The sequence below is a fragment of the Mediterranea massiliensis genome (genome assembly GCF_900128475.1).
GTDB lineage: Bacteria > Bacteroidota > Bacteroidia > Bacteroidales > Bacteroidaceae > Bacteroides > Bacteroides massiliensis_E.
In genome coordinates this window covers 434,037-448,656 of sequence record NZ_LT635838.1, presented here as the reverse complement: position 1 = coordinate 448,656, position 14,620 = coordinate 434,037, and the positions used below count along the sequence as shown (strand labels likewise).

Sequence of the window (14,620 nt, the reverse complement as noted above, 5' to 3'; positions counted from 1 at the left end):
CTTCCTTTAAGTTACTTTACTGAGATTTTCCTTGTATGCTCCCCATTCTCGGAGATTGCCTTCACGACATACACACCCGATGCGGGAACCTTGAAGTCGGCTTGCTTGACGCTTTCGCCTGTCATTTGGCGTGACACCACCAGTTTGCCTGATACGTCAAACACCATCAATGTGGCTGCAGAAGGCTTGTCCTGTGTGAGTTTAGCCTCGTAGATGCCTGTCGTAGAACCGTTGCCCTTGACAGTGAAATCCTCGTCTTCTCCAGAAATGAAGGTATTGTCAGCCTGTCTGTCCGAGCTGCCCACATGGTTCTCCCTTGCCTGTGTTCCGTTAGGCATACTTGCATCACACTCGCTGCCGACATAGACGGTCATCGTTGTCGTACACTTCTTGGGTGTTTCTATCTGCACGTTGCCCCTTGTGGTGAATGAGGTTACAGGCGTACCGTTTACGGTAAGGTCTGTGATATGTGTCTCGCCCTTTCCGTACTTGATGCAGAACCGCCATGCACGAAGTGACCAGACATATTCATGATGCACGGTCTGTCCGTTCAACTTGTATGTGACCTGCATATTGCGGACTGTAACACTGAGCACATCGCCAGGCTTGATGGTGACATATTTGGTTAGGCTTGTATATCCACCGGTTATGATATGCGCCTTGTCGCCCCGCATGTCGAAGCCATATTGGGTGATCTCGTCCGTGAGGCTTGGCTCCAATCCCACACGGTAGTTTGATTTTGTATCGTTCACCGTCCATGAGATGTCGCCAGACAGATAGGTCCTGGTGTCATGTGAGTATGAGGTGTAGAGTGCATTGCCAGTGGCATAAATCTCGTTGCCTCCACCTTGTGATACGGACAGCGCATAGGCGCCGGGGGCAAGATTCGTGATTCTATGCGTGTCACCGAAGAATGTTCCTCTGGCAATGGTTTCTCCTTTTACTTTTCCTGCAACGGTGTCAACGCTGAGCACATAGGAATAGACTGGTGTACCGATGTTGATGCCGATGTCGATATACCCGTCATTGCGTGGAACTCCATTCTCGCAACTTGACGGCGTAGGAGTGGCATCATAGGAAATGCCGTCATAATAGGCGAATGTGAACACATCGCTTCCGCTTCCGTCTGCATCCCATAGGATATTGCGGAATATGGTCTTGCCCCTTGTCATATCAGGCTTGGAGCATCTTATGTTACTATTGCTGTTGATGTCGAAATCACCTTCACCGCTTGGATCTATGAGCATGACGGTACGCTTGCGGCAATAGTCTGAGAATTCCCTGTCCGGTGTGAGGTCATAGCTCAACTCTGCCATATAACCGACATCATCTATTCCTCCTGTCCTCAAGCCTGCCATGTTCAAGGCGGACTCTGCTCCTTCCGTTCGGATAATGCCCACATTTGTGTCTGTGTCAGTTGCATCCGAAAGGGATATGGTTCTTGCCGCACTTCCTGTTCCGTCAACACGCAGATAGATGTTTTTGCCTTCCTTGCGGATGGAAATGTCCGTTCCGTCAACATCCGTGGCGATGTATGAATTTGAGACCGCTCCGTTGATGATCGGATAAACAACTCCAGCATTGGTGAACCGGAATCCATACTTGCATGTGCTGCCACCGATACTTCCGAAGCCAACGTCAAAAGTCGGGTGACTTGTCGGACAGGTGAACTCAAAAGCACCGCCACCTCCAACAAGGGCTGGGGTCGTGGCATAAGCTCCGGAAGCGGCTTTCTCTTGGATGATATTGTCTGTAAAGCCATTCCTTGACACTTCAAGTCCTTGCGCAGTCCATCTTGCCACTGTACTGTCGGGCTTTGACGGCACGTTGGTCTTGACCATCCATGTACGTTTCATGACATGCCACAGGGAATCTGTAGGTGAGGTATATGTTGCAAGTGCCACATCATCGTCGCCCCAGAAAGTAAAGCCTCTGTCCGGCATCGGATTGCCGTTTTCACGTCCCATGACAAGCAGACGGGAAGCGGATGAAGGGTTGTATGGATTTGCGTCATGATAAGTTCCGTTCTCCTTCAAGGCCGCATACACCGGACTTTCCTCATATGATGTTGCGGAAAGCGGCTGGGAGAGACTTCCTGCCATGTCGGTTCCAACAGCTGTGACCCTATGGTGGTAGGCTTGGTTCTCCGCCATATCCCAAGTCAGGTTTCCGTCGCTGTCAAGATACGAGCCTTTGAGGGTGATGCCGTACTTTACCGCCAGATAGCTCTCCACTTTTCTGCGCTCATCGGGTGTAAGCATCCTGCTGAACACAATAAGCTCAGGGGCATATCCACGGATGGAAGCATTACCGAAGAGCGAGGTCGGGAAATCCGTACCGAAACTGCCAGAGGTGGAAGGGGTTCCGATGAATAATGTGGTGTTGGAGTTGTCTCCCCACAATGTTGTTGAAGGATTGCTTACCTTGAAGTAGGACACAACTCGCAGAGCGCTTTCCTTAAAACCGTTCTCGGACAAAGAATCACTTGATTGATAAAGCAGGTCTTCACCCGATGCTGAACCATAGTCCAGTGGTTCAACACCTCTACCCCTTACGGCTTTGTCCTTGCTCAGAATGGCTCCGTCGCCCTTTCGGCCGTCAAGAGCATAGACAACCATATCCTTGCCGATGGTTGCCAGTTCCGGTGCAAAGACACCGATGACGGTAGCCTGCGAGAGGTTGCCGTGTTTGAGTTTGGCACTCAGACTACGAAATCCGTCTGCGAGCCAGAGACTCGGATTAAAGTTGAAGTAATGGACTGAACTGTTCGGAAGAGTAAGTTCAGACTTGACGCCACGGCTGTCCAATAGCATCAGCCGTATGGAATCCCCAGAGAAATCCTGCCAACGGTAATAACCTTGCAGGTCTGAGTTCAAAGGCGCAGTCTTGAACCACAGTTCGCTTCCGCTGACTCCTCAGGGCGTTTGCGCGAAACTGCCGATAGCGAAGCCTAACAGTAAAAAAGAAGTAAACTTTCTCATGCGCTGTCAATTTGGAGTGTTTGAAAAATATAAAAACGTATGCCTCTGCCGCGCAGGGAGAGACCAGTGAGAGAGAACGGACTGTTGCTACGGAGAAGAATTGTGATATAGGCTTGCTCCGTAAGGTCCTATTGTCACGTGGCAGGCCAATAGGCTTTACCACCAAACTAATGCTGCAAATATACAAAAATAATCTTAAGAAACGGATATAATCTTTAAGAAATTTGCTGATTTGGTGTTTTTTCTTATGATTTCGGTCAATTTTGCAGAAATCTTTTACATCTGTTGTATGTACTGGAGTTAGTTTGGCAAAAATTCACAAATGGTCACGGCTTCAGTTTCTTATGTTAAAATGTAAATCATGGTTTGAAACTGTACACATTCGGGGTACAAATGAAAACACTATATGCTTGTGTCGGAAAGGTATATATGAGCTGATGGTAGAGTCGTCATCAACAACAATGGACCTGATTTGATAAACTCAGCAGGAATACTTGCTATTCATTTTTTATGATGGGGTTATGTTTACAAATTTGAGATTTCATGTAAAAAACAGGGGTATCTTATTATGATAAAAACATCAAGATACCCCTATATATAATTAGGTGTCATAACCGACAGACGGAGCGTGCTTGTTTTCCAACTATGCTTTGTTCTGTTTCTATATTCTTTGTTTCGTGTTTTTCTGCAGTATCTTGCTCCTGTGGTGGTGCCAATTCCAACTGTATTTTTCTATCCAACGCCGCCAGTTCCGCTTTAAGACCTTTCAGTTCTTCCTCTTTCTTCCAAGTCTTGCCAGCTATCTCTTCCAGTTGCGGTATTTCCTTTTCCAAAGCCTTGCATCTTGAATCATACTGCTCAATGTAGCTTGGTATCTTCTGTAAGGCATTCAGAAAGTTGTTTGCCGCTGCTATCGGGTCCGACTTGGCAATGTGACCGTAGTTGTACTGGTACTTGTAATTGCCCTCGACAAAAAAGCGGTTGTCAACAAATGGAAGACCATTCTCGAAACTTGTCTTGCTGACAATCTTGACAGGGAATCCGTAGATTTCTCCAATCCGCTTGTATTGTCCGCCAGTTGTCTCTTTCTCCGCCAACATTTGCAGATGCTTTCCTATAACCTCTAAGTTCGTGGACTCCACACCATCAAGAGTGATGAGGTTGAGGATGTTGCCGTCCTTGTCTTTCTTGGCTTTGCCCATAAACTTGCCGTAGTCCTCGGTCATTCCCTTGAGAGAGGCTTTGTTGTTGCCCAGCTCTGCCATCTTTGACTGCAATTTTGTTTCTGAGTCACGCTTGCCCCTGTTGAACGATTTGCGCTCACCCTCCAGAGAAGCAACCTTCTTCTCCAGCTTCGCCTTGTCAAGCAAGTCGGTATTTCCGGAGAGAATAGCCATATACTCTGAAAAATTCATGCCCGATTTCTCGTCCATCGCTCCCTCGTCAATGGTTCTCGCTCCCAAGGCTCCGCTTTTCAACTGTGAAATGAATGTCTGCTTGCAGTGCAGGAGGTTGAACTTGTACGAGTCAAGCGACTTTTCCACCGCATAGATGATGACATCAACCTTATTGTCGGCATACAGTTTGGCAATCTCGTTGCCTGCACGCACCCCTCGACCGTCACGCTGTGCCAAGTCTGACGGCCGCCACGGTGTATCCAAATGATGGATAGCCACACACCGTTTTTGTGCGTTTACACCTGTACCCAACATGGATGTGGAGCCGAACAATACTCGTACCGATCCCTCGTTCATAGCTGCTATCACCGCCTTTCTTGCCCTCTCGTTCTTGCACTCCTGAATGAAGCGGATTTCAGACGACGGTATGCCGTAATCCTCTATCAGCTTGCGCTTGATTTCTGAATACACGTTCCATTCGCCCGGTCGGTATGTTCCCAGATCTGAGAATACGAACTGTGTGCCCTTGTAATTGTCATAGCGTTTGTAATAGTCGGCTATCATCTTCGCACAATGGCTCGCCTTGTTGTCGGGATGGTCCTCACAAGTCGGGTCTATCATGCGCATATCGAGAGCCATCTTTCGGGCATAGTCCGTAGCAATGAGCATCTTTGCCTTCTCTTCCGTTTCCGACAGAGGCAGTCTTCCGAGGATGGTGGCATCACCCGTCTTGGCAAACTCCATCAGCTTTTGGATGAAGTCCTCCTGCTCGGGTGTCGGTGGTATGTTATGAAGGATCTCGTTCTTCTTTGGTCTGTCCACACCAACCGCCTCCGCCGTGCGATAGTCGGTTATCTCGTTGTAGAAAGCAGCAAGCTCCGGTACCTTGATGAAGTATCTGAAACGTTCCTTCTGTACGATGTTGTTGGTGACGTTAAACTCGAAGTCGGTAGTCTTCTTGGCGAAGATTGCCGCCCACGCATCGAAACAGCGGATGTCCTGACGCTCCAGTTCTTTTGGGCGCAGGTACTTGAAAAGCAGATACAACTCTGTCAGTGAGTTGCTGATAGTTGTTCCCGACAGGAATGTCGCTCCCAGATCTCTGCCTGTCCGCTCCTGTATGGTTCGGATGGCAAAGAGCATATTGAGTGCCTTCTGGCTCCCCTCGCTGTTGCCGAGTCCTGCCACACGGTCGTGACGGGTATTGAACATGAGGTTCTTGAACTGGTGGCTCTCGTCCACAAACAAGTGGTCGATGCCCATCATGCGGAAATCCACCACATCATCGGTGCGCTGCTCGATGCTGTAGGCTATCTTCTGCAACTTCACCTCCAAGTTGAACTTCCGTTTTTCCAAGCCTTTGAGCATTCCCCTCGACACGTCTTTGCCCTGCGTGCGTATCACTTCCAAGTTTTCCTCCACGGTATCAAGCTCCGCCTGCAATATCTGCCGTTGGAGTTCTGGCGATTGAGGTATCTTCCCGAACTGGTCGTGCGACATGATTACACAGTCATAGTCGTTGTTCTTGATGTTGTTGAAGAAACTGACACGGTTCTTGGTGGAAAAATCCTTCTCCGAGGCATAGAGTATCCTCGCATGGGGATAAGCTGTCTGATAGGTGGCAGCTATCTCCGCGACATTGGCTTTCAGTCCGATAATCATCGGCTTGTGAGCCATACCGAGACGTTTCATCTCATGCGCAGCCATGCACATGATGAGGGTTTTGCCAGTACCGACCTCGTGATCACATATCCCGCCGCCGTTCTGCAAAAGCATCCATACACAGTCCTTCTGACTTGGGTACACACTCTTGACACCATACTTTCCGCCAAGGGCTTTCAAGTCCAAGCCGGGGAAGGTCTGGTGAGAACCGTCATACTTCGGACGCACGAAGCAGTTGAACTTCCGGTTGTACATTGTGGTCAAGCGTTCCTTAAAGGAGTCTGACTGCTCTTCCAGCCATTCAGTGAACCCGTTGCGGATTTCGTCAATCTTGGCATTGGCAAGCTGTATGCCCTCGCTGTCACGCACCTTGATGTCGTTGCCGTGTTCATCCTCGCCGATGCTCTTCATCATGTCGGGACAGGTGTTGTGCAGGGCATGTTTCAGAAGACTCATGCCGTCATAGTGGCGGTAATATCCCTTCACCATATACTCATCCGTGATGGCCATGGTCTTCATACTGCATTTTGCCGAATATTCGTCCATGCTGTCGGAATAGACGATGCTGACCTGTGTATTGAAGAGGTGGCTCATGTAAGCGGAATACACACCTGTAGGTATCCAACGTTCACCGAAGTTGAAGTCCAGGTCCTCAAAGGCTATCGGTTCGGGAATGCTTGCCTTCAAGGCATCCAACGACTCCCTCACGATTGCATGGTCGGGATTTTCCTTCAGCCATTCTTCTATACGCTCCGCTTTCTCTATGACATTGCCAGCAATGAAGCGGTCGGCTATCTCGTAGCCGTCTATGAGCGGATTGTAATAGATGCGCCCTTTAAGCGCTTCCGTCAGTTCCTGTTCCGGCATATCCGATAATTCAGTCATATACGGCAAGTCGATACGGCCGAACTTGTTGAGCGAGGCGGTGAGCGCTTCCTCTGGAGAATCGACATGACTGACCTCGTCAAGCGAAAAAGAGACCGGGTGGTCGAAGATGTCTGACTTTGTGAAATGTCCGTTTTCCACCCGTTCCAACGACAGCATGTCGCGCCCTGAGGCATCCATGAGGATGAACTTCACGTTCTGCTTGGCATTGAGGTTGCCGAAGCGGATGAAGAAAGCGTCATAATAGACATTCAGACTCTCACGCATCTGCTTGTTTTCCGTCTGTTCTTCCGCTTCATAGGTGTAAAGTTTCTGATAGGCATCACGGAGGGCGATATACAGGACAGCCTTTTCTTTCTGCTCCATATTCAGATCCAACGGCATGAAGGTAGCACCATACTTGGTAAGGTCTTTCAATACACCGATGTTTCCGGCAGAGTCGAGCACCATAGAACCCTCACGATGAAAACTTTCCAGTTTCTCATCAAATGGACGGGGCTTCATAACATTCTCTTTCTTCTTTGCCAGCTCTTCCCGCTTTCTTTCTTGCTCTTTTTGCTGTTCCCGCTCATGATTTGTTTCTTTCAATGTGCTCTGAGTCTTGGAATCTTCTTTTGCCTCATTCCCTTTCGAATGTCCATGCCCGATTTGAACTTTGAGAACTTCTATCGGTTCCATCGGAGGTTTGAACTTCGGATCAAGCGTATCTTCAACGCCCAAAGCCTTGAGTTGTTCCTGACGGTGCTGTTCCGCCTTTTGGCGCAGCAGCACCCTGTCTTCGGGAGCCATGGTCATCATCATCTCGTAAAAGCCGTTGATTGGCGGATTCTCTTCCCAAGAGATGCTTGCGTATGGCTCATCCCCAGGCAGGATTGGTTTTGTCTCCTGTGCTGTTTCCTGCTCTTTTGCATCTGTCAACGAAGGCTTTTCTTCTTTTTCCACAGGCTTTGTCACAACTTCAAAAGTCGGATTGACGCTTTTTACCAACGGACTTGCTTTCTTCCTTGACACTTTCTTGGCGACAGCACCCACTGTTATCTCTGCTTTCTTCTTTGTAGCATGGACAGTCAGACGGTTTTCTTCTTCCATTCCCCAAAGGTCAAACAGCGTCATTTGCACTGGTGGCTGCTGATGATTGGATTTTTGGGATAGCTCTGCATCATCAGTAGGCTTTTCCTGCTTTTGCAAGGATACTACCGTATCGTTCTGCTTTTCCTCAATGGAAGGCTTCATCTTCTCTGTTTTTTCTATCTTTTCTGTTTCTTCAACCTCCTTAACTTCCTCAGACATTGTTCCCTCAATCCCCAAGTATCGGTTCAAATTGAGATTCTTCTTAAAGTCTTCATGGAGCATCTTTCGTAAATCCTCTGCACTGCCTTCCACACCATCCTCATGCGTGTATATCATTGCAGGTTTGCCGAATGGGTCGGTATCCAACTTTGCTGTTGTATGGATAATGCGTTCCGGATGCTCCAGAAAGTAGTTGTTAGTCGGAATGCGGTTCTCGTCATTATAGACAGTATCAAGCAGGTTGTCGTCTCCTCGCAGCGACTCCTTTTGGGTATTTTTCTGCAGAATGATGAGGTCACTGCCCACTTCCGTATTGGCATTTTCCGTGAACAGGTTGTTGGGAAGACGAATCGCTGATACGAGATCTGCATGATAGAGCATCATAAAACGCGCGGCACTGTTGTTTTTGGCATTCAATACGCCTTGTGAGGTGATGAAGGCAACCAACCCACCATCCCTTACCGTATCAAGAGCCTTGACAAAGAAGTAGTTGTGTATGCGTCTGGTGACAAGTGCCCTCATGCCTTTCATGGCTGTATAGGACGGATCAAACACGGCAACATCGCCAAAGGGAATATTTGAGATGGCGAGGTCGAAGTAGTCATTGAAAGGCTTTTCTATCTTCTCGAATCCCTCTATGCGCACTTTCTGCTCCGGGTGCAGATGGTGGAGTATCTTTCCTGTAAGCAGATCTTTTTCAAACGCCATAATGTCTGCCTTGGGATTGTTATCCAAGACGGAATCGACAAAGGCTCCGATGCCTGCCGAGGGCTCAAGCACCTTTTCGGGGATGATCTGATGCTCTTTCAACACATCCGTCAGAGCCTCTGTAACGGCTGACGGCGTGTAGAATGCCGTAAGGACGGACTGTTTCAGACTGTCCATCAACTGTTTGTACTCGCTTTCATTCTTGCTGTTTTCACGGATAAGTCTATGCAGCTCCACTGTTGGAGCAAACAATTCAAGGTCTGACTTTGCCCAATGGACGGCATCCGCCAGTTCCCTGGCAGGGTTCAGGATGCACTTCAATCCACCGAATCCGCAATAACGCTCCAGAAGGAGACGCTCACGGGCGGTCGGCGTGCGCTGTTCCCTGTCAAGGATGAATGCTGTCTCTATCGCCTTGATGTTGTCGTTCAGCCGTTGTTTTCTATTGTACGCCATTTGACTCTATGAAAAGGGCAACGGCTCCCGTCAGCTCTGTATAGAGCCGGTCGTAGTCCGGTGACTGGGCAAAATCGTCATCGGTGAGGTCGTAAATGGAATACACGTTGTCAACCAAAGGCAGGAGGTGCTTGACAAACGCTTCCTGGTCTTCTACTGCTACCTCCAGGGGAAACTCACTGTCAACAACATCATACAGGATGCTGTACTTGGAAAAGCGGAGACCTTTCAGCAATGCTGACATGGCAAGCTCTTGTGCCGCATCGGCAAAGAGGGCATCACGCCGTGCCTGCTCATATACTTCTGCAGCATGGTCTGCACGTTCGCGGATAAAGTCCGCATCGCTGGCTTGTGGAAAACGGTTCTCTCTGAGGTGGTTCAAGAGGTACAGTCCGTAATAGGACAGCTCTGTCTGTGCCTGTTTCTTTCTGTTCATTTGTCCGTTGAATGGATTAAGTGGTGAATAATAAACCGTGGATGGCGGTTGGTGTTTGTGTGAAAGCAAGAAAAGGCACTCGGTATCCCTCCGAGTGCCGCCACTTAATCCACAGTAAATAAAAGCATCCTGAATCAAGACACCATTTATGAACCATGTTTCGGTGGCAAAGGTACAAACTATTTCTTGTATCTCTTCACATTTCCTCGCTTTTCTGCTGTTTTGCGCTCTGCAAAGACGAATTTCGTGTTGAAATTCTCGTCAAAGGCAATGGCTGCGGAGAATGGTTTGCCTTGCTTGCTGGTGAAACCATTGAGCGTTCTGGTCTTGCCCTTGGTGAGCAAGTCGGTGATGTCGGCATCAGTGAGCAACTTTCCTGCTACCTGCTTGAACACTGGCATACCGCACTCCTTGTTGCTGCATCTTACTACCTTTCCGAAGAACTGCATGGTACCTTGCTTGCATTTAGGACACTGGCAGCCGGAATCCTTGTGGCTGAAAAGTCTGTCACAACCTAACAATTCCGCAGTGATTTCACGGGTATAGCCTTCGATACTATGGGTGAACCCGTCTGCACTTGCTTCACCTCGTTCAATCTTGGCAAGTTCCGCCTCCCATTTGCCCGTCATCTCCACATTGGCAATCGCCATGTTCTTCACCACGGAATGCAGGGCGAGTCCCTTTTCTGTCGGCACAAGTTTCTTCTGCTGGCGCACCATATACTCTCGTTTGAGCAGGGTTTCGATGATGGCGGCACGTGTGGCAGGTGTGCCAATACCGCTGTCCTTCATTGCCTGGCGCATCGTATCATCTTCTATCTCTTTGCCTGCGGTCTCCATTGCTGCAAGCAATGTGGATTCCGTATGCAATGGCTTTGGTTTGGTCTTGCCCTCCGTGATGGTGCAGCCAGAAAGAGTGATATGCTGTCCTTCTTGCCAGTTGGGAATGACTTGCTCCCTGACCTCATTGTCGGTTGCGTCTGCATCCTTGTCCTGCCTTTTGTTCTTTTCCTTGAGCGACAACGCTCGCCAGCCAGTCTGTCGGATGATGGAGCCACTGATGCCAAACTCAACTTCATGATCCACTTGCGCCGATACTGATGTGATGTCCTTGATGCAGTCTGCCGAGAACGCTTCAATCATCCGGCACAATATCATGTCATAAACGATCTTCTCGTCCTTGAAAAGACCAATGGCTGCATTTTCTGTGATGAGCAGGGCATGGTGATCGGTCACCTTGGCGGCATTCACGCTGTTCTTGCTGTAGTCCTCACTGCCAGGCAAGAGTTTCACTTTTTCTCCATATTCCGAATGATTCTCCAGATTCTTGAAGAGTTTGGGAAGGGTGGCAAATACATCATCCGAGATATAGCGGCTTGATGTTCTTGGATAGGTGATGAACTTTGCCTCGTAGAGTTTCTGGGCGATGGAGAGTGTATGCTCTGCCGTGAAGCCATGCTGGGAGTTGGCTTCTTTCTGCAAGGTGGTGAGGTCGTAAAGGAGCGGTGCCTTCTCCACCTTTCGCTTGGTTACTACCTTTGTGATGATGGTAGAACCGGTATCTTTCACCTTATTATATATATCGGTTGCGGTGCCTTTGTCTGTCCATCGGTTGGCAGATGTGAACTTCAGTATATTGCCACTGTCTGCATCAACCACACCGAAGTGTACCTGCCAGAACGGTTTCGACTCGAAACGCTTGTGTTCCCAATAGCGTTCGCACACCATGCCAAGGGTCGGAGTCTGCACACGACCTACGGAATAGGTGCCACGTCCTGCGGCTATCGTCAGGGCTTGTGTGCCGTTGATGCCGACGAGCCAGTCTGCCTCACTTCGTGCCTTGGCTGCATGATAGAGATTGTCATACTCCTTGCCATCCCTGAGGTTCAGAAGTCCCTCACGGATGGCGGTGTCCGTAAGCGAACTGATCCAGAGACGGTCGAAAGGTTTCTGGCAACCGAGATACACATAGAGGTATCGGAAAATCAACTCTCCCTCACGTCCGGCATCGGTTGCTACGATAATGCGCTCACTGCTGTCAAACAGCTTGCCGATAATTTTAATCTGGGCAAGCACACCTGCATCTGGTTTGTAGCCGTTCTCAGTCTTGACTTGTCGGGGAACAAGAACGAACGGGTCGGGAATCACAGGCAGATTCTCTGCATGGAATCCCTTCATACCGTAGGTTTCCGGCATGGCAGGCTGCACTAAATGTCCGAATGCCCATGTCACATAATAGCCATTGCCCTGCATATAGCCTTCCTCACGCTTGTCAGCTCCCACAATGTGGGCGATTTCCTTGGCTACGCTTGGTTTCTCTGCGATGATTGTCTTCATTGTCTGTTGTTTTTGTGACATCCGCAACCGTGGGATAGACGGCCGAAGATGTCGGTTGTTATGATGGATGATTAACTCTGTGGATCAAGTGGCGGCAACTACATCTTCACGCTTCTTGCCTTTCTCTTTGGCTTCTGTTCCTCTGCGTTCTGTTCCTTCTGCTGCTTTTCGTTCTTTGGCGCAGACTGTCCCGGACTCAGCGGATCCTTGGTGTGCTTGGTCGCCTCATGGGTCTTGCCCTGCTCGTTGACGGCGACTTGTACCTTGTTCTCATTGGTCGGAATCTGTTCCTTCGCCTGTTTGAGGTCTGGATTGTTGCGGTAGGAACGTGGCTGCATCTTGTCGAAGTCGAACTTTACGTAGGCGGTATAGGTACCGCTGCCGTTCTTGTTCGGCACTTCCTTGATCTCGATGGTCTTGCCTGCCACATAGTCGTCCTTCTGCTGCTCGGTCAGTTCCTTCTTGAAATAGGTGTTGAGTCGGCGGATGGTTCCGTCCTCATTGAGCCAGTGGTTGGGATCTTGCTGCTTCTTCTGACCGCCCGCATCACCTTCTGCCTTCTGCTCCTGCTTGTCAGCGGTTTGCTTCTTGTCTCCATTCTGTTTCTGACCTTGCGCCTGTCTTGTGCTGCCAGGCACGAACTCCACGCCACGCTGTTCCACATTCACCTGCAGCAGCGGTGTAAACTTGCGCCCGTTGGCAAGCTCAATCTCCTTGCGAAGCGGAATACCTGAGTAGAGCACTCTCTTATCGTCCTTGGTAATAGGTGTCTTGCCGATGGTATCGGGGATGCGCACCTTGTTGGTCGGGATGTCAACAATCTCATTGGTGAGACGGTCGATACTGATGAAATGAGGACGCAGCTCACCTGTATTCTTGTCGGGGAAATCCACTACCTTTCCGAGGTTGCCGTTCTGCAACAGGTTCTTCTTGTCCTCTGGAGTGAAGGTATAGCCTTTGTAAGCGACATCGAGTTTAGGCTCGTTGCGCACGAAATGCGGCACGAGTTGCAACTGGTCGTTATCGTCCTTGCGGAATGACAGACGGGCCTGTATCTCTATCTGTTCACCGCCGAAGGTCGGCTTCACAATCACAAGCCCTGTCTTGCCGTAGTTGAGCAGGGCTTTCATATCCTTCTCATTCATACTGTTGAAGTCTATGCCATATTTGGCACCAAGTTCCTGCAGGTTCACATCGTTACCACTAATGAGGTTCTGCTTTACACCCGGAGCGGTCTGTGCCTGCTGTTCGGTTGCGGTCTGTTCTGGTTTCTGTTCCATGTCGTTCTCTTTTTCGTTGGTTTGTTCAGATGGTACATTCTCTTTTTCTGTGTTAGCTTGCGTCTTGGACGCATCGTCCGATGATGCGGTTTCTTTCGCCTGACCTTCCGATTGCTTTGCCTCTTTCTCATAATTGGAGGTGTCAACCTTGTGGGCGGAAAGAATCTCCTTGTTAGCCTCCGGATCTTTCAGTAACTCCTTCATCACTCCAAGCAGGTTTCCCACCTGGTCTGCCGCTATGCGGTAGAATCCGAATCGGCTTGGCTCCTTGCACTGGCGGTAGAAGTTTCTAAAGAAACTGTCCATCAAGTCACTGTTGCGGTCAAAACGCAGGAAGTCGGACGTGTTCTCCGCCTTGGCGGGTGCTCGCTTCGGTGTGCCGTCTCTGCTGAGTCCGGCGACGACGCTGATCTCGCCCGTCTTCTCGTCACGGACTACCAGCACGTCCTGTTCATCACTCTTTTTCTTTTGTACCATAATTGTAAATGTTTAATGGTGAATACTTTTGTTATTTGAATTTTTGGTGAATGCGAGTCAAATAATGCTCCACATTCTCTTGATTGAAATCCTTCACGTTGTTCTTGATAAATTGCTTCACGTCTTCCTCCGTATAGTAGGTCTTCTGTCCCAGCCGCTTGTAGGGAAGCACTCCCAGACTGCGGTAGCGTTGCAGGGAACGGGGAGAGATTTGAAACAGAAGACAGAGATCCTGGTTGTCGAGCAATCTCTCGTTGATGCAAGAGCATCCCTTGTCCTCTCCGCTTCGCTCATGTCTCAACATCAGCATGTCATAGATGCCGTCAATCTTCTTGTGCAGGTCATGCAGATATAATTCCAATCGTCTCAATGTTCCATCTTCCATACTCATGTCTCCTTGGCAATGGTTCGTTCCTCAATCAATTTCTGTACAGCGTTGATGCTGTATCTGCATTGTCCGCGCACCATGAAGTACTCGATGCTGTTGGTAGAGCGCAAGCGCTGCAGGGTTCGCTTGCTTATCCCAAGTATTCTTGCTGCATCACTGCTTGTCAGCACAAGTTCCATACTTCTTCTTTTGGTATTTTCTCTCGCATTGGAATATATGAGAGCTACCAACTTTGCCACGTCGGCAATCTGTTCTGTCAGCATCTTAAAGGCTGAACTTTCCATTGTTATTACTTCCATTTTGATTCCGTTTTAAATGTTACAA

Annotated in this window: 7 protein-coding genes; all 7 read right to left on the bottom strand. The window is 49.1% G+C overall.

Annotated elements, in window-relative coordinates:
* Window positions 1-11: 11 nt before the first annotated feature.
* A complete protein-coding gene (locus BQ7483_RS11790) occupies window positions 12-2,876 on the bottom strand; it encodes a T9SS type A sorting domain-containing protein (RefSeq protein ID WP_235847353.1) in 2,865 nt (954 codons plus the stop codon).
* 713 nt (window positions 2,877-3,589) lie between these two features.
* Window positions 3,590-9,379: a helicase-related protein gene (locus BQ7483_RS11780; protein WP_072542299.1), complete on the bottom strand. Its 5,790-nt coding sequence runs from the start codon at window positions 9,377-9,379 to the stop codon at window positions 3,590-3,592.
* On the bottom strand, window positions 9,366-9,815 hold the full coding sequence (locus BQ7483_RS11775) for a DUF1896 domain-containing protein (RefSeq protein ID WP_072542298.1): 450 nt from the start codon (window positions 9,813-9,815) through the stop codon (window positions 9,366-9,368). The genes BQ7483_RS11780 and BQ7483_RS11775 overlap by 14 nt, the downstream gene beginning before the upstream one ends.
* A 179-nt stretch (window positions 9,816-9,994) precedes the next feature.
* Window positions 9,995-12,151, bottom strand: a complete 2,157-nt coding sequence (locus tag BQ7483_RS11770) for a type IA DNA topoisomerase (protein ID WP_072542297.1) — start codon at window positions 12,149-12,151, stop codon at window positions 9,995-9,997.
* Between the two features lie 98 nt (window positions 12,152-12,249).
* Window positions 12,250-13,908, bottom strand: a complete 1,659-nt coding sequence (locus BQ7483_RS11765) for a DUF3945 domain-containing protein (protein ID WP_072542296.1) — start codon at window positions 13,906-13,908, stop codon at window positions 12,250-12,252.
* 31 nt (window positions 13,909-13,939) lie between these two features.
* Window positions 13,940-14,218 (bottom strand): helix-turn-helix domain-containing protein, encoded by a 279-nt coding sequence (locus BQ7483_RS11760; RefSeq protein WP_139247659.1) that lies wholly within the window; start codon window positions 14,216-14,218, stop codon window positions 13,940-13,942.
* A 77-nt stretch (window positions 14,219-14,295) separates the two neighbouring features.
* The gene (locus BQ7483_RS11755; RefSeq protein WP_072542294.1) at window positions 14,296-14,595 is read right to left on the bottom strand and encodes a helix-turn-helix domain-containing protein; all 300 of its coding nucleotides are present in this window, start codon (window positions 14,593-14,595) and stop codon (window positions 14,296-14,298) included.
* Window positions 14,596-14,620: the final 25 nt, after the last annotated feature.

Bases quoted from the DNA above. Each gene is read 5' to 3' on its own strand.
- BQ7483_RS11780 (WP_072542299.1), bottom strand. From the start codon at position 9,379: ATGGCGTACAATAGAAAACAACGGCTGAACGACAACATCAAGGCGATA.
- BQ7483_RS11775 (WP_072542298.1), bottom strand. From the start codon at position 9,815: ATGAACAGAAAGAAACAGGCACAGACAGAGCTGTCCTATTACGGACTG.
- BQ7483_RS11770 (WP_072542297.1), bottom strand. From the start codon at position 12,151: ATGAAGACAATCATCGCAGAGAAACCAAGCGTAGCCAAGGAAATCGCC.
- BQ7483_RS11765 (WP_072542296.1), bottom strand. From the start codon at position 13,908: ATGGTACAAAAGAAAAAGAGTGATGAACAGGACGTGCTGGTAGTCCGT.
- BQ7483_RS11760 (WP_139247659.1), bottom strand. From the start codon at position 14,218: ATGCTGATGTTGAGACATGAGCGAAGCGGAGAGGACAAGGGATGCTCT.
- BQ7483_RS11755 (WP_072542294.1), bottom strand. From the start codon at position 14,595: ATGGAAGTAATAACAATGGAAAGTTCAGCCTTTAAGATGCTGACAGAA.